Here is a 19,898-nt window from a genome sequence, read left to right as displayed (position 1 = left end):
TCCTGCGGAGGGGAGGAGCTTGAATTTGAGGGGTTTGCCGTCGGGTGGGCCACTCGCCCTAGTGACGGTCAAACCAATCGGTTTGCGGGAACGGTCGGCAGCGTATAGTGAGAGATAACGACTGACAGCCAGCGGTACCGTCATTGTGCTAAACAGCTGTCTACTGTCAATAGCGGATGTACAGTATGCCCGGCTTGAGCCGATTCCTGCAGAACGCGACACCTGACGGTGCGCACACGGGTCATCGCCGGGTGACTCGGCACGTCAGGGCTTGGCTCGCTGCTGGCGCGATGAGGCGTGCCGCTGGTGTGCTGGGTCTCGCCGTTGGCGTGCTGGGGACAGTGGGGATCGCTGCCGCGGAGAAGCTGCCCAAAGAATGGTATCTGATCTCGGCCGAATACCCCCCCACTGCGCGTGCCACAGCGCTGGCGATCGAGGAGCCGCTCGCCGCGAAGCTGAAGTTGGATCGTCCGGGATCGCTCGACGAGCTGCGCGCGGTGCAAGCGCAGGTGCGGCGGGTGGTCGAGCTGGCGACCCCCGCCACCGTGTCGGTCGAGCTATCTGATTCGCTCGGGTCGGGCGTGATCATCTCGTCGTCGGGGCTGGTGCTTACGGCCGGCCACGTCACGGTTGAGCCCAAGCGTCCGCTGTGGGTGAGGCTGCCGGATGGCCGGCGGTACCGCGGGCGTTCGCTGGGCGTGAACCATCGCGTGGACAGTGGGCTGGTGAAGATCACGGCGGACCCGCCCGCAGGAGGTTGGCCTTCGATCCCCGTTGCCGACAACGCCGCGCAAGCAGGGGATTGGGTTATCGCGCTGGGGCATCCCAACGGCTTTGTTAAAGGCCGACTGCCGCCGCTTCGTTTGGGCCGCGTGCAGATGCTCGAGGACTGCACCCTCAGCACCGACGCAACCCTGGTGGGCGGCGACTCAGGCGGACCCCTGCTGAACCTACGGGGCGAAGTCGTCGGCATCCATAGCCGAATCGGCGAACGGATTACCAGCAACTTTCATGTGCCGATCAAGGAGTATCGCGAAGATTGGCCCCGCCTGGTGGAGGGTCGTATGACCGGCGTCCCCGACGGGGAAGATCCGGCCGCTGATCGTCCGCTGGTAGGCGTGTCGCTGACGAGTGACGCACGGGGTCCGCTGGTGTCGCAGGTTTTTCCGGGGTCGCCTGCCGCCGAGGCGGGATTGCAGGTGGGGGATCGGGTGGTTGGCTGGAATGATGAACCGATCCAGAGTCTCGCTCAGTTGACTCGGTTGGCCGCTCTCGCGGAGCCTTATCAGCGGGTACAGGTGCTTGTTGAGCGCGCCGGCGAGTCCCCCCCCAACGAGGCAAACCGCCTTGAAAACGGCCCTCCCCAGCGGCTTAATCTGGTGGTGTGGCTGACGCGGGTGGATCGGCGTTTTCCGGGCCTTGCGTCGGAAAGCTCAGGCAGCCAAGCCGGCTCAGGATCAGACGCCTACGACGAGGACCCCCGATGAACCTGCGCACGAATAAGTGGGCGACATGGTGGCGTGGCTGGTTGTCGGTGGCGGCGCTGTGCGCGGTCCTCGGGCAGCCGACGGTCGTTGTCGGCCAGATGCTGGACGACGATGAGATCATCACTCCCGATCTGGGGGATATGCAGGATGCGCTGCGCGACGTGTTCGATCGCGTGTGGGCCCCACGCCGCCGCTACGCGGACAGCCCCCACATGCGGAGCCTGTTTCGCGAAGTGGTGACCGACGCCGCTCGCGCGATTGTTCAGGTGCGGGTCGGCGGTCGGCAGGTAGCGCTCGGCACGGTGGTGGGGCCCGATGGTTGGATTCTGACCAAGGCGAGCGCGCTGGGCCTGGAAGACTCGCCCCGCTGTCGCTTGGCCGACGGAACCGTTCACTCGGCTCGAGTGGTGGGGGTCGATCGCGACTTTGATCTGGCGATGCTAAAGATCGAGGCGACGCGGCTGGTTGCCCTGGAACTGAGCTCAGCGGCGGTTCGGGTCGATCGCCTCGTCGCCATGCGAACAGACTCGACTACCGAGGACGCATCGTCCGATACCGCATCGGGGAGAGAACCGACGTCGGCAGAGCAGGGGCCCGCGCGAGATAAAACGGAATCGCAGCCCGATCCGATGGCTGAGAGCCCGCGGGTTGATGTTTCTCGGGAACAACTCCCTCGCGTGGGTGACTGGGTGGCCACGGTCGGACGCGGACGCGATCCCCTGGCAGTCGGGGTCGTGAGCGTGACGCCCCGGCCAATCACGGCGCGCCCGGGCTATCTGGGGGTTCGTTTGAGCAATCAGCCGACCGATGGCACGGGGGTCCGCGTTGAGGACGCGGTGCAGGGGGGCGGAGCCAGCGATGCGGGGGTTTTGGCGGGCGACGTCATCCGAGCGGTGAACGGCCGCATGACCAATACCATCGAGGCCCTCAAAGAGGCGATCGCAGCGCGCAGCCCCGGCGACGCGATCGATCTGGAGATTGTGCGGGGAGAGAAGGTCTTGCAGCTCCGCGCGATTCTGGCGGCCTGGGATCTGAACCAAGCGGAGCGCCGCGCTCTTTATCAGAATCGGCTGGGGGGTCAGCTCAGCGACCGACGCTTCGGATTCCCTACGGTGCTGCAACACGACACGGCATTGGCTCCGAAGGATTGCGGCGGACCGGTTGTTGATACGGAGGGCCGGCTTGTGGGCATCAACATCGCACGCGCTGGTCGGACCGAGAGCTATGCGCTGCCCGCGGAAGTTGTCGCTTCGAGGCTGGTGGATCTGATGTCGGGAAAACTCGCCCCGTTGACGTTCGCGGAACCACTCTCAACGGAATCGCCGTCGAAATAACCCGCTTACGTTTGACGTTGAGGTTGCACGTGGAAGCTCAAGCGCGTCAGGGGGGCGACTGACGGCCGGGCCCGGAGCGCCTAAACTGAGTGGTTTCCGCCGTGAGCCCTCTGTTTCTCGACTCCCCCGCCGAGGCCCGCCCGTGATCCACGTCGTTGCGACGCTACGTATCGATCCTGCCCGCCGTGAAGAATTCCTCCAAGCGTTTGCCGACCTGACCCCGCTAGTACACGCCGAGCGTGGGTGCCTGGAGTACGGTGCCGCGATCGATGAGCCCACACCGATCGGTGCGCAGTCGCTTGCCGGTGACGACGCGGTGGTGGTCATCGAAAAATGGGAGAGCCTAGCCGCGCTCGAGGCTCATCTTGTGGCACCCCATATGGAAGCGTATCGCGAGCGTGTTGCCGACATGCTGCGTGACGTGAGCCTGCTGGTGCTCCGCCCGGCTTGAGGGGCATCTTGCCCCTACGAGCGTTCTGTGCCGCTCTCGCGAACCGTTCCTGTTTTTCATTCCGTTGCTTGCCAGCCTTTATGACAGACTCACTCCATCCACCGGATCTGGCGCGCTTGCAGATCGCCGAAGACGCCGATCCGCTGGTGGTGAAGGTCGGCACCCGTGCGCTGACCCATCCCGACGGATCGCTCGACCAGAAGCAGATCGAGTCGTTATCGGAGCAACTCGTTGCGATCGGTGCCGGCACAACGCGCCGCGTGGCACTAGTGAGCAGCGGCGCCGTGGGGGCGGGCATCGGTCGGTTGGGCCTCAAGCAGCGACCGACCGATCTGGCAGGGCTCCAGGCGGCGGCCGCCATCGGGCAGGGGGCTCTGATCGAAGCCTATCACCGCACGCTTACCAAGCACGGGCGTGTCGCCGCCCAGGTGCTGCTCACCGCCGACGACTTTCACGAACGGCGTCGGTACCTGAACGTTCGCAACACGCTCGAGTCGCTCTTTGCGTTTGGGGCCATCCCGATCGTCAACGAGAATGATACGGTCCGCACAGAAGAATTGGCCCGCAACGTGGGAGATAATGATCGCCTGGCCGCGATGCTGACGAACCTGCTGCGCGCACCGCTGCTGATCATCTTGTCGGACGTGGAAGGGCTTTACGATGGCGATCCCAACGACTCGGCGTCGCAGGTTATCGGCATGGTCAATGAGTTGGACGAAACCACTAACGCGTTCGTACGTGCGGGCGACAACCGACCGGGGCCCGCGTTGTCCAAAGGGGGCATGGGCAGCAAACTGAGCGCTGCACAGATTGCGGTCGAGGCGGGCGAGAGCGTCATCCTGGCCAACGGGCGACGTCCGAACGTGCTGATCGATCTGCTCGCGGGGGCCCCCATCGGCACCTTGCTGCCCGGCGTCGGCGGGCATGTTGCTTCACGCAAACGCTGGATCGCCTGGGCCGCTCATCCGCAGGGACAATTGCGGCTCGACACCGGGGCAACCCGCGCTGTGGACGACCAGGGTGCCAGCCTGTTGCCGGTTGGCATTACCGCGATAGTCGGAACCTTTTCCAAGGGGGACGTGGTCTCGCTCCGCTCGCCCGAGGGGCAGGAGATCGCCCGCGGCCTCACGAACTACGACGCCGAGGACTTGAGAAAAATTGCCGGCAAGACGACCGAAGAGGTTGCGACGATCTTGGGGCGTGTCCCCTACGTAGAAGCAGTCCATCGGAGCCACCTAGCGCTGGTGCGGGGCACCGCTTAGAGGTAGATTAGGAGTGCAGGGAATTGCGGCGGAGATGCCCAGCTCGGGCTGCCCGCGGAGGGTGGGTGGTTTTGGCGGTTCATTCCGCATGACCGCTACAGGGAAGGCACCTCGCCAACGGTTGATTCCCCCGCTTCCGCTGCCTCACGAACGGTTTTTGCTTGCGATGTCGTCACGCGAACCGAGCTGCCCGTTTTCGCAGGCGATGAAGAAGCCGCTGGGAGAGCTTGGCTCAGCCGATCCACCAATCAGCGCAAGCTCACCTCCAGGCCAGCTGCCGGCTACCCAGACGTCAGTTACGCAGCCGTCAGTTACGCAGCCGTCAGTTACGCAGCTGTCAGCTAAGCAGAGTGCTTCTAACTCTGCGACTGCGGCCCCCACCGCTGTCTCACCCGTAGTCGCCCCGCCCGTAACGCACGGCAGTCTCGTGGAGTTAAGCCGCGATCTGCTCGGCGGGCTGCGCGGTCTTCACGCACAGCACGGCCCGATCGCCGCTTTTCAAGATGGCGACCAACGCGTGCTGTTTCTGTTTGACCCCGAATACAATCGGCAGGTTCTGAGCGACGCGCAGACGTTTCATGCGCACTTCTTCGCGCTGCGGGGGCCCAAGCGTTCTAGCCAGCGCCGTGTGACCTGCGGTCTGCTAGCGATGAATGGCGAGCAGCACAAACGCAACCGGCGGATGGTCAAAGAACCGTTCGGACCGCGAGCGATCGAGGGTTATCGCCAGACGATTGCCGAACTGGCCGCCGACGAAGTGGCGACTTGGCATGATGGCGAGTGCGTTGACTTCAACGAGCGGATGATCCGTTACATGTTGAAGGTTACCAGCCGCATCTTATTTGGCTTGGACGAGCCCGCTTTGGCTTACGAGTTGGGGGAGCAGATCGCCCATTGGGTGGCACTCAACAACGATTTCGGCGTTCACGCGCTGGCACCGCTAGAAAACTTCGATGCCGGCTATCAAGAGCTTCTGTCGTTTGCTCAGGAATTAGAAGCGAACGTGCTGAAGCTGATCCATCATCGACGCGACAACCCGAACCCCGCGGCGAATGATGTGCTTTCCATCCTGGTAGGATCGCTCGACGCCCAAGGGGGGTTGAGCGATGAGGAACTGGTCGGGCAGTGCTGCGTGCTGTTCGCGGCCGCGCATATGACAACAGCGCATTCCTTTAGCTGGACCGCCTTCTTGCTGGCCCAGCACCCGAGCGTCATGCAGACACTGTGGGAAGCGATCCACGATGGCACGGCCGACGAGCCGCATCCGACAGGCGCGCCGTCGCTGCTGGAACGCGTGATCAAGGAATCGATGCGTGTGCTGCCGGCCTCGGCGTATTCGCAGCGGATCGCCGCCGAGCCGGTCCGGGTCGGTCCGTTTGAGGTTCAGCGCGGCGAGCCACTGGTGTTTACGCCACTCATCACGCATCGGCTGGCGTCGCTGTGCGACGATCCGCAGCGGTTTGATCCCGATCGGTGGGTGACGCTCAAGCCAACCGCCTACCAGTACCATCCATTTGGGGCGGGCCCACGCCGGTGCATCGGTGGCCCTTTGGCGATGGAAGTGCTCCGCACGAGCCTGCCGATCTTCTTGCGAGACTGGCGGCTTTCGGTGCAGCCGGGCGCTCGGATCGATGCCGAGGTTAAATCGACCATGCTGAACCCCAAGCGTGGGGTTCCGATGGTGTTTGACCGTCACCCCCAAACCACCGGCGAGGGGAGATTTATAGCCACCGCGATTGAGGGCAACGTCGCCGAGCTGGTTGATCTGATCGAGGTGCCGGCGACCAATCTTCCTCGCAAGCCGCGTTGAGCCGAACCCAGCCGACCCGTTAGTCGAGGGTTCCCACGCTTGTGCCGGTTATCCGGGCTGCTGGTACTGGCTTCGGCGTGATCAACCTCCCTTGAGGGCGGCGGCACCGCGGTTCTGTTTGGAGCCCGCGCGAACGTGATTACTGTGAAGAGATCGGCCCCGACAGGTGGGGCCGCGTTCGCAGGAGATCGCCGCCATGCTTTACCGTTTCGCTCTGGTGCTGATGCTGACGCTCGGCACGACAACCTACGCCTCGGCAAACTGTGCCTGCGGTGAGTGTTTGGGAGAAAGCTCTGACGAGCTGCTACGGGTTTGGGAACTCGCGAGTCTCGAACAGCGGCTTTACCAGCGCTTTGATCACCCGGCTCGGTTGCGTGAGATCCGGGACGAGATCGCTTTCTCTGAAGCACGGATCGATTCGCTCCGTCGCCTGCAGCGCGAGTACGAACCGTTCACGCGGTTTCGTGTCGGCAATCCCTTGGCGGTTACCGCGGAACGCAACCGACTGGACCTGCTGCGGGCCGAGCGGCAGCTCGCCGATCTGCGGCGTTTGTTGTCCGAAGAGCACCGGATGCACAGCACGCGATTGCGATGGCACGCAACGATGGTGTCGCAAGCCGCCCAGCGGCTTGCGCACGCCACGCCGCCTGCCGGCGATGGCTCGATCGAGATCGTGAACCACTAACGCAGCGCGATAGAGGCTTGGCTCACTCCTCGACGGTTTCTTCGCCGTTGCGCGAGGCGAGGGCCAGATAGGTGTCCAGGTCAATGTCGTCTTGGACAAACCGCACGCTGCCATCCACGAGGCCGAAGTTGAGCCCCCCCGGGTGGAAGCTGCCGAACGGCAGGTTGTTGAAGGTGATCGTGAGCGCGGCACCTGTTGGCAGGGTCGGGCGATCCTCGGGCAGGTGCAGCTTGTAGTAGCCCACCGCGTTGAGGTCGGCGTTGGGCGGTACCGACCGATCGAAGTTCTTGGCCGCGCTAACCGCCGTTTGCATTTGCGGTCCGCGTGGCGGCCGTGTGCTGCTGGTGAGCCCGTCGTCGCGCAGGCTGTAATAGCTGCCGAAGGTCCAGGTTCGCAGCTGGTACCAACGCTCTCCGACGATCGCCGTCTTGCTCAGTCCGTCCGTAATCCGCCTGGTCGGAACGGCAAAATCCACGCCCAGGGCCCCGTCCGTATTGATCGGCCCGAAGTTCGGGTTCGTCCCGCCGACGCAGTCATCGCCCTGCGAGCAGGTCTGCAGGTTCTTGCGGCTGGCGTAAGAACCGAGCACCCCGCCGTAGGACATCACGCCGGCCCAGTTGTACTTGCGGCCCCGGATGTCGTCGAAGTCGGGATCGCTTCCGCACCGGTAGGTGCTGACCTGCACGCTGTTGGCGAGTTCGAGGTTCTCGGCGATCTCGGCCTCGCTGGCCCGGACTTCGGCGTCGATCGCCATCTCTTCCAAGTAAGGCAGGATGCGCACCTGCCAGCCGATGCTGTTGTCGCGCGCCATCGAGGCGTTGGTCGCAGCGGGGGGGAGCACTTGCCGCGCCGACTCGAAGTTCAAGCAGGCCAGCACAATATTCTTCAGGTGATTTTTGCACTCGGTGTTGCGCGCGGCTTCGCGGGCCGCCTGGACGGCGGGCAGCAGCAGCGCGACCAGTATGCCGATGATCGCGACCACCACGAGCAGCTCGACAAGCGTAAAGCCACGAACTTCAGGGGATCTCTTCATGGTTCCGGTTCCCGTAAGCATTAAGCAGGAGGGACTGAACGGGTCAGGTAGGGGTTGCCGATCTTACCCTGCACCGAGGCGGTTCTGCCAACCGGCAGCCGCTGTATGGGCGCTCGGAAGCTTGCGGATCTGGTCACAGCAGTTTACCGTCGAGGTCGCAAGTAATGGTGTGGCAAATGTTTGCGACGCGCTGCCAGCGTTGCAAGAACCCCTTTAGGTTTTATTGCGGCGGTTGGTACGAAGGCGTGTCCGCCGTAGAATGTAGGCTTGTCCGAGGCCGAACGCAGGCCACGGTCTCTCTGCTGGCCCCCCGTTAAGCCGCCAGACGGCTTCCTTATGAGCAAACCGCGCCACGAGTGCGGCATCGCCGCGGTCTATCACCTGCCAGGCCCTGCGAGCCCGCTGTGTCCGCACGGTCCGTCGGAGGCGTCGCGTTTGCTGCCCCGCATGCTGCTGGACATCCAGAATCGGGGTCAACTGTCGGCGGGCATGACCACCTGGCGTCCCGGTCGTGACTTGCTGCTGGAGACTTACAAGGAACTCGGGGGCGTGAGCGAGGCGTTCCGGCTGAACCACAAAGGCAAGGCCGAGGCGCTCATGCAGCGCTACGCCGGCCCCGCGGCGATCGGACACGTTCGCTACGCCACGTGTGGTAAGGAAGACCTCAACTTCGCCCAGCCCTTCGAGCACCGGCATCTCCAGAAGCGCAAGTGGTTCGCCTTTGGCTTCAACGGCCAGCTGGCAAACTATCCGGATCTGCGTGCCGAGATCCTCGCCCAGGACGAGCACCACGTTGCCCTGGCAACCGACACCGAGATCCTCATGCACGAGATCGCCCGCCAGATGGCCGGCGATCGTCGACCGACCCTGCTGGAACTCATGCGGTCCGTGAGTCAACGGTTGGATGGGGCGTACAGCATCGCGCTCGTCAACGCCCAAGGGGAGATGCTCATTGCGCGCGACCCGCTGGGGATCAAGCCGGTTTCGTACGCGGTCGAGGGATCGCTCTTTGCCGCGGCGAGCGAGAGCGTAGCGTTATTGAATCTTGGTTTCGCGCCCGAGAACATCCGCCCTGTGGAGCCGGGCGAAGCGATCACAATCTCGGGGGGCGAACTGCGTGTCGATCGGTTTGCGGAGTCGCCGCGTCGTGCGCATTGCTTCTTTGAGTGGATCTACTTTGCCAACGTCGCAAGTTCGCTCGATGGCCGGAGCGTGTACCTTGCGCGGAAGCGGCTCGGCGAAGAGCTGGCGGCCGTTGAGCCCTTGAAGATCGACCCGGCGGCTGAAGATACGGTTGTGGTCCCCGTGCCCGACACGAGCAAGGCGGCCGCCGACGCGATGGCCTACAAGCTGGGCGTGCCGAGTGTCGAGGGGCTCATGCGCAACCGCTACTCGGGACGCACGTTTATCGAGGGCGGTGCGGGACGACAGGCCAAAGTGGCCGGCAAGTACACGCCCCTGCGGGAAGTGCTCGAGGGCAAACGCGTGTTGCTGGTCGAGGATTCGATCGTCCGCTCGACCACCATGCGCGTGCTGCTGGATCGCTTGCGTGAGGTGGGTCGTGTCAAAGAGATCCACGTCCGTGTTGCCTGCCCGCCGATCGTCGCGCCTTGCTTTTACGGTATCGACATGTCGACCGTTGGCGAACTCTTTGCCCCGCCGTTTCTCGCGACCGGCGACGATATCGAGACCATCTACAAACGGATGGCCGAAGAGTTGGGAGCCGACTCCGTAAGGTTCCTGCCAGTGGACTCGATTGCCCGGGCGATCGAACGCCCCGCGGAGGAACTCTGCCAGGCGTGCATCACGGGTGACTATCCTACGGCCTGTGGTCAGCAGCTTTATCAGGTGGCGCTCGACAAGGTTCGCAGCGGCGAACCCGAACGGCGGACCTACGAAGGCGCCGGCGCTTCTTGAGCAAATACGAAAGAGCAAGCCGCCAGCCCTGAGAGCCTCATCGCTTTGCGGTGCTGACTTACCAAGCCCGTGTGAAGCTCCTCCTCCCTCGCCGGGCTCCCGCGACACGCTCATCGATCCCCTTAGAGGTCAGCCCGATGAAGGCACGCTTTCGGTTAGTCTTTCTGCTGGGGCTCGGTCTGCTGGGCACCGATTTTCTCCGCGCTGCACCGCCACCGAACATCTTGTGGCTTACTTGCGAGGACCTTTCGCCCCGTCTGGGCTGCTATGGCGATGAGGTTGCCCGTACGCCGCGGATCGATCGGCTGGCTACCCAAGGGGTGCGTTATACGCATGCCTTTACCGCCACGGGTGTGTGCGCTCCGTGTCGCCACACGCTCATCACGGGGCTCTACCCCGTGCAGAGCGGTGCTCAGTACATGCGGACAGGATCGCGCAGCTCGGCGCTCGCTGAGATAGCGGATCCTGTGCTGCGTCGTAAGGCGCTCGCACGACCGTTGTACGAGGCAACGCCGCCGGCCGGCGTGCGCTGCTTTACCGAGTATCTCCGTGCAGGAGGCTACTACTGCACGAACAACGCTAAGGAGGACTACCAGTTTCAGGCCCCCGTCACCGCCTGGGACGATTCTTCTCGGAAAGCGCATTACCGCAATCGGCGTGCGGGACAGCCGTTCTTTGCGGTTTTCAACGCCGAAGTGACCCACGAATCGGGTGTGCATGGCAAGGGGAGGTCTGCCCGTGTTACCGATCGCGCCGCGGTGCGTGTTCCACCTTACTTGCCCGATACGCCAATCGTGCGCGAAGACATCGCCCGCCATTATGACAATATTGCCGCGCTCGATCGGTGGGTTGGGGAGAAGCTGGACGAACTAGAGCAGGCAGGGCTCGCGGAGACGACCCTCGTTTTCTTCTTTTCGGATCACGGCGACGGCCTGCCGCGGCACAAGCGCTGGGTCTACGACTCGGGGACGCACGTACCGCTTATTGTGCGTTGGCCCGATGGTGCCGACGCCGGTACAACCAACCAGCGGATGATGAGCTTTGTTGATCTGGCTCCCACCGTGTTGGCGCTGGCCAATCTCCAACGCCCGGAGTACCTCGTAGGCCGCGTCTTCGCAGGCCGCCGGGCTGAGCCGGCACCCGCGCACGTTTTTATGCACCGCGATCGGATGGACGATACGTCGCACGACACGATCCGCGCTGTCCGCGATGAACGCTTTCAATACGTCCGCAACTATCAGCCCGAGCGGCCGTATCTCCAGCCCCTTTCGTATCGCGACCGGGCGGCGACGATGGGCGAGATCTATCGCATGCGCGACGCCGGTGCACTGACGGCGGCGCAGTGGCAGTGGGCGGATTCAACCAAGCCGCGCGATGAGCTCTACGACACTCAGGCCGACCCCGATGAGGTCGTTAATCTGGCCGGCGATCCGGCCTATCGTGATAAGCAGCATGATCTTAGCGTTGCACTCGACGCCTGGATCGAGCGGACCGGCGACCCGCTAGCGACCGACGAGATCGAGGTCCTGCGGACCCGCGTCTGGCCGCCCAAGGGCGAGCAGCCCACCACGGCAGCGCCGCAAGTGGTGATCGACCCCATGACCCATCGGGTCGAGATCACGTGCGCGACACCCGGGGCCAGCCTCGGCTATCGCACCAGATCCGACGGCTCATGGATGGTCTATACCGTCCCATTCGTCTGGCAAACAGCACCACCGCTGGAGTTCGTCGCGCACCGCATCGGATGGAAGCCCACAAAGATTGCACGACCCTACCGAGAGTAGGTGTCGGCAGCTTTTAAGGAGTTTCGCAGGGCAGCTTTGCGAGGGGGAGGTCGTCCAACCACTCGGCCATGTACCGCAGGTGCTGCATGTGTGCTTCGCCCGTTTCCCCGGGTGAGCCCCACAGCTTAAAGTTGCCCGCGCTCGCGATGCGTGTGAAGGTCAACGGGCCAAGCCCTGCGGAGTCGGCGGATCTTGCTTCGAGCCCCAAGGCCGCGAGGATCTCGTCGGCCGTGTCGCGGGTGCTTTCATAGGTTGGCGTCGGCACCTCGGTGTGGGTCAGCAGGAACGTTTTACCGCCGGCTACCGCCCGTCGGGCGTAAGCCAGATAGCCGGCCATCTGCTCGTCGACCGGCGTACCGTCCGAGTCGGTCGAAGCGTAGAGCGAGTCTGCCGCAAGGATCCCGTCGATCCGCTCAATGTAGGCGGGCACCTTGAGCAGCTCGCGCACCGCTCCGTAGCCAGCGCTGAAAGATGAAACACAAACGGTTCCCCAATCGACAGGTTGACCGGGTGCGGCGTCGTCTTGTAAACCGTTCAGCGCATCGTCGAGCAGTGCTTGGAAGCGTTGCGGATCTTCAAATGGAACACGGTAGGCGCTCGACAGGCCGTTGTAGTTGGCGGTTACGACCGCGGCGTTGAGGCGGGCCGCGGCGACGTTCGCACGCACCGTCGCCGGGTCGCCGTGGAAGTGAACGAGCAGGTCGATCTGCTTTGCCGAGTTCACGCCCACCCCTGGCGGCAGGTAGAGCCGCCACTCGGGGCGGCTCATCGAGAGCTCTCGCCCCGGTTCGGCCAAGAGCGCCGGCGCGGCAACGCAGGGGAAGAGCATTCCGCAACCGTAAGCGATCAAACGCTTCCGAAAGCCGACTCCGCGCCACATGTTGAAGTCTCACCGGAGGGGGGGAGGGGGTCGCGTCGCGCAAGCCGAGGAGATCTTACGTGTACCGGACTCCGCGATGTTCTTCTTCAAAGAAAACGGGAAGGAGCGAATCGATACGCAGCAGGCCAGCCCGGGTGAGTTCGATACGATCTTCGCGTTGGAGAACGTAACCGTTCGCTTCGTGCTCGGCCCATTCAGCTTGCCATTGCGTGCGGATATCGACACCGAATTTGCTCTGGAAGTAGCTTGGGTCGAGCCAGCCCTTTTTGAGCTGCAAGATCATCTCGCGCACGAGCGCTTGGTGGGGCGTGATGCGCAGCGCACGCCCCACGGGCAGTGTTCCCGCTTCGAGGCTGCTGAGATAAGACTCCCATTCGGGCAGGTTCTGATAGTGAACGCCAGCGGCGTGGCCGAAGCTGGCGATGCCGGTGGCCAACAGGTCGCTGCCCCGCCAGAGGTTGTCGCGATAGCTGAAGACACCGCCCGGTTTGACGACCGTGTAGGCGCTCGACTGTTCGTAGCCGCTCTCCAGAAACCGATCGAACGCCCAAGAGACCCATTCGCGTTTCTGCTCCCAACTGGCGATCGGCGATTCCTCGCCGGCCAATACGCCTTGCGAGATCACCGTGTTGTAGGGGAGTTCCATCTGATAGATCGTGACGCTGTCCGGGTCGAGGGCCAGCGTACGCTCGACGGCCGCGCGCCACTTCTCAGTGGTGTCGCCCATCATTCCGGCGATCAGATCGACGTTGACGTTGTCAAACCCCGCAGCGGTGATCCAGGGCCAGGCCCGATCGATCTCCATGGATTCGTGTGCACGGCCGTTATCGCGCAGGATGGCGTCGTCGAAGTGCTCCACGCCAAGCGAAAGCCGTGTCACGCCGATCTCGCGGAGCGTTCCGACCTTGGCTTCGCTCAGCGTGCCGGGCTCGCACTCGAAGGTAACCTCTTCGGCGCGCGACCAGTCGATATTCTCGCGGAGCCGATCTACCAGTCGCGTGAGCTGTCGGCTGGAGAGGAACGAGGGCGTACCGCCGCCGAAGTAGACAAAGCGGAACGGCCGATCCCCCATCAGGGGCTGACGGCTCACCAACTCGATCTCTTTCGAGAGCGCGGCGAGGTAGCGTTCCACTTCGCTACCGTTCTTATCGGTAAAGACTTTGAAGTAGCAGAACTTGCATCGCTTGCGACAGAAGGGCAGATGCAGGTAGAGGCCCAACGGGGCGTCGCCCTGGGGCGGCGCGGCGAGCGCAGCGAGCGCCTCTTCCACCGCTTCCTTCGACCATTGGGAGAAGGGAGGGTAGTTGCTGATGAAGTACGAACCGACGTCGGTCTTGGTGGCTTCTGCCATGTCAGTCCTTGCCGCTGGTAGTGGCCCCACAGCGATCTTTGATCGGCGGGATCGGATAATCAGTAGGGTGCGGGATCCGCCCCCTAGCCTAACCGAATCAGCGGTCGGCGTTGTGCGGGGCGGAGGCGGGCTCGTCGTTCCCTTCGCCCAGACAGTACACCACGCCGTCGGTGCTAGCGACAATTACCCGACCGTCAGCGGCGGCCGGATCGGCCAAGAACCCGCCCCCGGCCTCGTACTGCCACGCTTCCTCGCCCGTCGCGAGGTCAAGCAACAGCAGCCTGCCGCGGCTGGTTGCGAGGAGCACCCGGTCACCGACGATGAGTGGAGCCGCTTCGAGCCGGCTCTTGAGTGTTTTGACCCACAATCGCTCACCCTGTCGCGATGCGAGAGCGTAAACGGCTTTGGCTTGATTGCCGAAGACCGTTGTCGATACTCCGACTGCCGCCGCGGTACGGATTCCTTGCCGCCGCCGCGGATCGGAAAAAGTCCACGCGACGGCAGGCTTTTGCGGGTCGTTTGCATCAATGGCATAGAAGACGCCCGCTTCGGTGCCGAAGTAGGCGACGCCGTCGCGCACGGCGGCCGTGCAACCGGTCGGACCGCCGATCTCGGTGAAGCCCGCTTGCGTGCCGTTTTGCAGTTCGACGGTGTGCAGTTTTCCGTCGCACCCGGCGAGCAGGGCGTGCCCCGCCACTACCGTCGGCGCGCAGCGGAGCGGGTCTTTGATCTCGTAGCGCCATTGTTCGATGCCCGTCACCGGGTTGAGCGCATACAGCCGGCCCAGTTCGGTTGTGACCAACAGCAGCGGATCGCTCGTCGGGGGGTGGTAGACCAAGGGGCCGGCGTAAACCTCTCCCTCGGCGTCAAATTGCCAGAGTTCTTTGCCATCGGTCGTCGAGAGGGCACGGACCAAACCATCGGCATCGCCAATGAATAGGCGGTTGTCGTCAAAGGCGGGCCCCGCCAAGACGATCGTCTCAGCAAGCTGTGTGGCCCACACAACCGCTCCGTCCCGCAGCTTTAGCGCGTGGACCCCGCCGTCGGCGTCAACCAGGTACACGATGCCAGCGGCGATTACGGGCGCTCCTTCAAACGAAACCTCGCCCCCGGGTGCGTAGCTCCAGACGACTTCGGGATCATCGGGCAGCGCGAACGGGGCTGTGCCGGTCGATTGCTCGTCGCCGCGCGCGAACGGCCAGTCCGCGGCATCGGTCGACCCGCTCGTTAGCAAGAAGATGCCAACGACCACGAACAGCCAAGCACGCCGCATCACGCGCGGCGGTCGAAATCGCGTTCTACAACGCGTCGCCGGCGTAAGCGGCTTGATAGATTCGCAGGTAGTCATCTTCGCTCATTTCGACCGGATTGAAGCTGCCGGTCCACTGGCGTGCGGCGTCGGCGGCAAGGGCGGGCAAACGGTCACGCTCGACTCCCAACGCTTCTAGCGTACTCGCCAGGTTCGCCTTGCGGGCTAGGTCGGACAGGAACCGTTCCAGTTCGAGGCATCCGGCCGCGGGATCGGCCCAATCGGTCGGCAGGATTTCCTGGCTCAGCTCTTCGTACGCCCGTTGGGCCCCCCTGGATCGACTGGCGTTGTGCGCGACGACATGCGGCAGCATCACCCCAACAGCCTCGCCATGGACCACGCCGTAAGTCGCGGTGAGCGGGTTCGCCAGCGCGTGGGCGGCACCGAGCATCGAGTTCTCGATCGCCAAGCCGGCCAGACAAGCCCCTTGTTGCACCCAAGCCCGTGCGATGAGGTCCGTCGGATCGTCCAGCACGCGTGGCAACCCCTGCGAGAGCAGTCGCCACGCTTCGCGGCTGAACGCCATCGAGATCTGGTTGCGTTTCTTGCAGACCAGCGTTTCGATCGTGTGCGCGACCGCATCGATGCCGGTGAGCGCTGTCACACGGGGGGGTTGGGTCAGGGTAAGTTCGGGGTCGAGAATCGCCAGCCGAAAGGCGGCGCGTTTATCGCCGCAAGCCATCTTGGCGTGGGTCGTCGCGTCGGAGATCAGGGCGAACGACTGCGCCTCGCTGCCGGTGCCGGCGGTGGTCGGCACAGCGACCATCGGCAGCAGGGGTCCGGTCGCTTTGCCGACGCCCCAGTAGTCCTGCATCTGCCCGCCGCACGAGTACAAGAAATTGATCCCCTTGCAGCAGTCCATGCTGCTGCCGCCGCCAACGGCAAGAAGCACGTCGGGGGTAAAGTCGCGCGCCACACGAACGCCGGCTTCGACTTCGAGCGTCGTCGGGTTCTCTTGCACCGCGTCGAAGACGTGCGCTTCGAGACCCGCCGCTTGAAGAAGCGCAACGCATCGACCCGTATGCCCGGCGCGCACGATTCCGGGGTCGGACACCACCAGCGCGCGCCGCACCGCCAGCGAAGCGGTCAGCGCTCCGGTCTCAGCCACGCGGCCAGGGCCGAAGACGATCCGTGTCGGACAGCAGAAGTCAAACGGAGTCATTGGGGTTTGTCCTGCCCCCGTGAGGCGACGGACGCAGTGCTTGCTCGCATCAACCGGCCACCTGCAGCGCTCGGCTGCGGTAAAGAAACTCGATCAGGTTTCCTTCGTGCGGTTGGAGCCAATCGACTTGTGGCGTGGGGACCGGACCCAGGTTGAGTCGATCGATATCAATCGAATTCACGAGGTCGCGGCGAAACGCTTCGTCGTTCGTGATGGCAGAGCAAATGAGCGTTGGGCCGATTGCGGTGAGCATCTTGTCTTGCGGACACGCGACAACGTTGACCATCGGGAACATCTGTTCCTTGTTGCGGGTTTCGCTCTCGTGCGAGGCGTGGTGCAGCACAACGGGGCGTAGGTACGCCACGGGCGGACGATCGACCAGACGGTCCCCGTAAGGTTCGGTCATATGCGTGACACCCGACGCGCGGGCGTCGTTTTCGATCGACTTCCAGATGGCTTGCGCGGCACCCTCGATGGTGAACGCCGCGAGGCCGGCATCCGGATTATCGGGCGGCAGCACCTCGATCGGCCCCAGTTTGGCGGCCATCGCTTCCGCGATTTCTTTGGTATGCCGCGATGCGTAGACGCTGCTGGCGTTCAGGCAGCTACGGCCGCCGTTGCGATAGACGCTATCGACCAGCAGATCAACGTGCGTCTCCCAGTCATCGACGCAGTCGTCGCCTAGCAAAACTTTTGAGAAGCCCGGTCCATGGACTTGGACCTTTTCATTGCCGGCGTACTGGGCGACCGTTTGCGGCCCGCCGAAGATCATCGAGCGCCGGCAGCTTGAAAGAATGGCCCCGCCGATGTCGCCACCAGCGCCGTTGTAGAGGCAGAAAGCCTCGGCGGGGATGCCCGCCTCGACCATCGCGGCGAATACGCGGTAGGGGGTCCAGGGTTCGCTCGAGCCTGGCTTGAGCACGAGCCCCATCTGCAACGCGATCACAGGCAGCCACAGCGTGTGTACGCCGGGCGAATTGCTCGGCAGGACCGCGCCTAGCGCGTCGCATTGCGCTTGATAGCTTACGGTTACTCCGCGTCCCTCATCGCCGTAGCCCCGCGCGAGGATTTCGAGTGACAGACCACGCGTCAGGCACTCGAGGATCCGATCGATGTTCTTCAGAACAAAGGCGTTCTTGACGACATTCGCGCGACACATGGCGACCGGCATGCCGGTGGTAGCCGACTGCTGAGCGATGAAGTCGTCGGGTGATTGCTGCGTATCACCGACCGGGAGCGTGGCCGATTCAAACAACTGGCCCGCTTTCTTCAAGCGATCCACAAGCTCAGCGGGAGGAATCGCTTGCAGCGCTCGGCGGGCGTTACGGGCATTCTTGGCATCGCGCTGGATGATTCCGCCGCCGACGGTGTGGACGCGTGCGACCGGCTCGCCCGTGTAGAAGTGGTTTACTTCATCGATATCGAGCGACTCGTAAGGCACACCCCAGCGGATAGATTTTAGTTCGATCATAAGACTTGGGAGCCGCGTGGTGTCGGTGTGTATCAGCCTGGCAGGCAGCGGTGGCCGCACGCCAGGCGGATTCGATGAAGGTTGCTAAAGAAGGACCGATGCCGTCGGCAAGCTTTACGAGGCGCTGCCGAACCCGGGCAATTAATACACCCCGACGGTCGTCCCCCCTTCTAAACGGCTGAACGGTCGCACGCCGCTGACGCCGTCCCACGGATAGAGGGCGTGCGGCGGTTCGCGCTCCCCCTCGTCGCGTTCGAGGAATCCGGGCACGAAGAACTCTTTGGTGAGCGTTGTCAGCTTCGTGCGGCCCGTTTCGCCGTAGCCGACAACGCGGTCCGTGTCGTCAAAGTCAACGACCTCGACCACCGCGCGGGGCTGCGGCGCGTGGTAGGTGATCTTGTAGGCGTTGGCGGCGGTGACCGGTTCGCTGCACGCCAACCCCATCAGCGTGTTGCCGTAGGTGGGCGTCATGTAGATGCCCGATTCTTCGGGCGGACCGCCGAACAGCTCTTCGACACAGAACTTGGTCCATTGGGGTGTGAACTCGGTCCCGCCCGAAAAAATACCCGTGATGCCAACCTCGGCGAGACTCGTGCCACGCTCTTCCAGTTGCAAGCAAAGGGCTTCGATCAGCTTGGGCGTACCGAACATGCAGCGAACATCGTGCCCCGAGGTGAGGATTGTGATCGCTTGATCGATGCAGTGCTTTTTGTACTCGTTCGCGTGGTCGATCCAGCCCTTCTTGAGGCACTTGATGACCCAGCGGGGGTCCAGATCGATGCAGAAACAGATCCCGCCGCGGTGTTGGGCTAAGTGTTCTACCGCCAACCGCAGACGGCGCGGCCCACTGGGCCCGAGCATCAACCAATTGCTGCCCGGCGGAAAGTGTTTGTCGGGCAGAGTGTCGCTGAACAGCGAGTAATCGGTGCGGAAGTCTTCGCACGCGATGCGGCTCTTGGGCGTGCCGGTGGTGCCACCGGTCTCGAACACATAGACGGGCTTATCGCCCAGACCACGCGGTACCCATCGCCGCACCGGTCCGCCGCGGAGCCATTCGTCTTGAAACTCCGGAAACTTCTTAAGATCGTCGAAGCCGCGAATCTCGGTCAGCGGATCGAAATTCAGCTCGTTCTTCTTATCGAGCCAAAACGGGCACCCCGTCGACTCGTGGAAGTGCCACTGCACGGTTTCCACGGCGTGGGCGTCAAGCGCCGCTCGAGCTTGGTCGATCGCGGCGGGAAGCGGGGGGCTGGAAGTGGAAGACGCGGTCATTTGTTAGTGAGCGGGCATTCGGAGTTGGCAAAAACTACAAACGCACGATAGAGGCCCACCGCTCGACCGACAACTTCCCCCCGCGGCCTAGCAGCAAACGGCCCGCTCCAGCAAGCGAGACGGCAACCACACTTGGAGTTGCCAGAGAAGCTGCATTTGTGGCGTGCTGGTCGGGTTCGCCGTTTGCCAGCTCGGGGAGGCTCAGCCCTCTTCGCTGGCGTCCTGAGCCGGAGCGGAACCGCCGCCGAGCTGCGCGAGAGCCTGGATTACGCCGTTCAGATGGGCCAGCCGCGGGCCATAGCGATCAACAAATTCGGAGAGCATGAAGTCGCCGTAGGCCATCTCTTGATGGTTATCGACAACGTCTTCAGTCAGGCGTTCGAGGAAGTCGACCTGAACCTCGCTGAGCGCTTCGGCGGCTTGCCGGCAATTGTCCGCCAGTGCGGGATTCGCGCGACGCCAACGGTTTAGCTCAGCGTTGCGCTGGCGATGCTGAGCCGTCAACAAGCCAACCATCTCTTCGAGCAGTTCGTTCGTGCGATCTTGTGCTGAGAGCACCTCACGCAGCAGGTTTGCCTGATCGGCTCCGGCCGGCGCGGTTGAATGCGGCGCGCTGCTCGTGGTGACATCAACCTGCGAGAACAGCGGCGTGAGTGACGGCTTTTGTGACATAGAAGACAGAGTCCTACG

Annotated in this window: 16 protein-coding genes; 8 read left to right on the top strand and 8 right to left on the bottom strand. The window is 63.5% G+C overall.

Annotated elements, in window-relative coordinates; all coding sequences use genetic code 11:
- The first annotated feature begins 194 nt into the window (after positions 1-194).
- The 6 genes from Pla111_RS10885 to Pla111_RS10860 all read left to right on the top strand — a co-directional run bounded on the left by Pla111_RS10885 (position 195) and on the right by Pla111_RS10860 (position 7,029).
- Complete coding sequence (locus tag Pla111_RS10885; protein WP_197524955.1) at positions 195-1,487, top strand: S1C family serine protease; 1,293 nt, start codon at positions 195-197, stop codon at positions 1,485-1,487.
- Complete coding sequence (locus Pla111_RS10880; RefSeq protein ID WP_146574265.1) at positions 1,484-2,821, top strand: S1C family serine protease; 1,338 nt, start codon at positions 1,484-1,486, stop codon at positions 2,819-2,821. The genes Pla111_RS10885 and Pla111_RS10880 overlap by 4 nt, the downstream gene beginning before the upstream one ends.
- A gap of 142 nt (positions 2,822-2,963) precedes the next feature.
- Positions 2,964-3,272: a putative quinol monooxygenase gene (locus Pla111_RS10875; RefSeq protein WP_146574263.1), complete on the top strand. Its 309-nt coding sequence runs from the start codon at positions 2,964-2,966 to the stop codon at positions 3,270-3,272.
- 80 nt (positions 3,273-3,352) lie between these two features.
- On the top strand, positions 3,353-4,534 hold the full coding sequence (proB, locus tag Pla111_RS10870; RefSeq protein WP_146574261.1) for a glutamate 5-kinase: 1,182 nt from the start codon (positions 3,353-3,355) through the stop codon (positions 4,532-4,534).
- Between the two features lie 427 nt (positions 4,535-4,961).
- Complete coding sequence (locus Pla111_RS10865) at positions 4,962-6,344, top strand: cytochrome P450 (protein ID WP_197524954.1); 1,383 nt, start codon at positions 4,962-4,964, stop codon at positions 6,342-6,344.
- 196 nt (positions 6,345-6,540) lie between these two features.
- The gene (locus Pla111_RS10860) at positions 6,541-7,029 is read left to right on the top strand and encodes a hypothetical protein (RefSeq protein WP_146574256.1); all 489 of its coding nucleotides are present in this window, start codon (positions 6,541-6,543) and stop codon (positions 7,027-7,029) included.
- A 22-nt stretch (positions 7,030-7,051) separates the two neighbouring features.
- On the opposite strand, the gene Pla111_RS10855 is transcribed toward Pla111_RS10860, so the two are convergent.
- A complete protein-coding gene (locus tag Pla111_RS10855; protein ID WP_197524953.1) occupies positions 7,052-8,062 on the bottom strand; it encodes a DUF1559 domain-containing protein in 1,011 nt (336 codons plus the stop codon).
- Between the two features lie 336 nt (positions 8,063-8,398).
- On the opposite strand from Pla111_RS10855, the gene Pla111_RS10850 reads away from it, so the two are divergent.
- Together Pla111_RS10850 and Pla111_RS10845 are read left to right on the top strand one after the other, a co-directional pair.
- Positions 8,399-9,979: an amidophosphoribosyltransferase gene (locus Pla111_RS10850; protein WP_146574254.1), complete on the top strand. Its 1,581-nt coding sequence runs from the start codon at positions 8,399-8,401 to the stop codon at positions 9,977-9,979.
- Positions 9,980-10,116: 137 nt separating this feature from the next.
- On the top strand, positions 10,117-11,763 hold the full coding sequence (locus Pla111_RS10845; protein WP_146574252.1) for a sulfatase family protein: 1,647 nt from the start codon (positions 10,117-10,119) through the stop codon (positions 11,761-11,763).
- Between the two features lie 13 nt (positions 11,764-11,776).
- Here Pla111_RS10845 and Pla111_RS10840 read toward each other — a convergent pair whose 3' ends face one another.
- From Pla111_RS10840 to Pla111_RS10810, 7 genes are all read right to left on the bottom strand, one after another.
- Complete coding sequence (locus Pla111_RS10840) at positions 11,777-12,643, bottom strand: hypothetical protein (protein WP_146574250.1); 867 nt, start codon at positions 12,641-12,643, stop codon at positions 11,777-11,779.
- A 55-nt stretch (positions 12,644-12,698) separates the two neighbouring features.
- Positions 12,699-13,994: a coproporphyrinogen-III oxidase family protein gene (locus Pla111_RS10835; RefSeq protein WP_146574248.1), complete on the bottom strand. Its 1,296-nt coding sequence runs from the start codon at positions 13,992-13,994 to the stop codon at positions 12,699-12,701.
- A 97-nt stretch (positions 13,995-14,091) separates the two neighbouring features.
- Complete coding sequence (locus Pla111_RS10830; RefSeq protein WP_197524952.1) at positions 14,092-15,267, bottom strand: outer membrane protein assembly factor BamB family protein; 1,176 nt, start codon at positions 15,265-15,267, stop codon at positions 14,092-14,094.
- A gap of 25 nt (positions 15,268-15,292) precedes the next feature.
- Positions 15,293-16,465: an iron-containing alcohol dehydrogenase family protein gene (locus Pla111_RS10825; protein ID WP_146574244.1), complete on the bottom strand. Its 1,173-nt coding sequence runs from the start codon at positions 16,463-16,465 to the stop codon at positions 15,293-15,295.
- 49 nt (positions 16,466-16,514) lie between these two features.
- Positions 16,515-17,936, bottom strand: coding sequence for an aldehyde dehydrogenase family protein (locus tag Pla111_RS10820; RefSeq protein ID WP_146574242.1), 1,422 nt, complete (start codon positions 17,934-17,936; stop codon positions 16,515-16,517).
- A 141-nt stretch (positions 17,937-18,077) separates the two neighbouring features.
- Positions 18,078-19,208, bottom strand: a complete 1,131-nt coding sequence (locus Pla111_RS10815; protein WP_146574240.1) for a hypothetical protein — start codon at positions 19,206-19,208, stop codon at positions 18,078-18,080.
- A 201-nt stretch (positions 19,209-19,409) separates the two neighbouring features.
- On the bottom strand, positions 19,410-19,880 hold the full coding sequence (locus Pla111_RS10810; protein ID WP_231930952.1) for a hypothetical protein: 471 nt from the start codon (positions 19,878-19,880) through the stop codon (positions 19,410-19,412).
- Between the last annotated feature and the right edge of the window lie 18 nt (positions 19,881-19,898).

Source organism: Botrimarina hoheduenensis, from assembly GCF_007859815.1.
GTDB classification, from domain to species: domain Bacteria; phylum Planctomycetota; class Planctomycetia; order Pirellulales; family Lacipirellulaceae; genus Botrimarina; species Botrimarina hoheduenensis.
This window is presented reverse-complemented; position numbering and strand designations above follow the sequence as displayed.